Below are 211 nucleotides of genomic sequence, written 5' to 3' on the forward strand. Positions count from 1 at the left end.
GACTATATCAGACAGAAGCGTAATGTGGTGTTGGTAGGCGGACCGGGTACGGGCAAAACGCATATTGCCACAGCACTGGGTATTGAAGCGGCGACACAAGGATTTAGGGTACGTTTTTGGAATGTACCGGACTTGGTCAACAAATTGGAAGCAGACAAAGACGAAGGCCGTCTGAAACTAACCGAACAGCAATGTCGGTACGATTTGTTGA

Annotated in this window: 1 protein-coding gene; it reads left to right on the forward strand. The window is 48.3% G+C overall.

Features of this window, described 5'->3' with window-relative positions; all coding sequences use genetic code 11:
• Positions 1-211 (forward strand): ATP-binding protein (locus tag IR141_RS13235; protein ID WP_135037886.1); only part of this gene is annotated, 211 nt, incomplete at both ends.

Origin of the sequence: Neisseria sp. 19428wB4_WF04 (genome assembly GCF_015235335.1) — a bacterium.
GTDB classification, from domain to species: Bacteria; Pseudomonadota; Gammaproteobacteria; order Burkholderiales; family Neisseriaceae; genus Neisseria; species Neisseria musculi.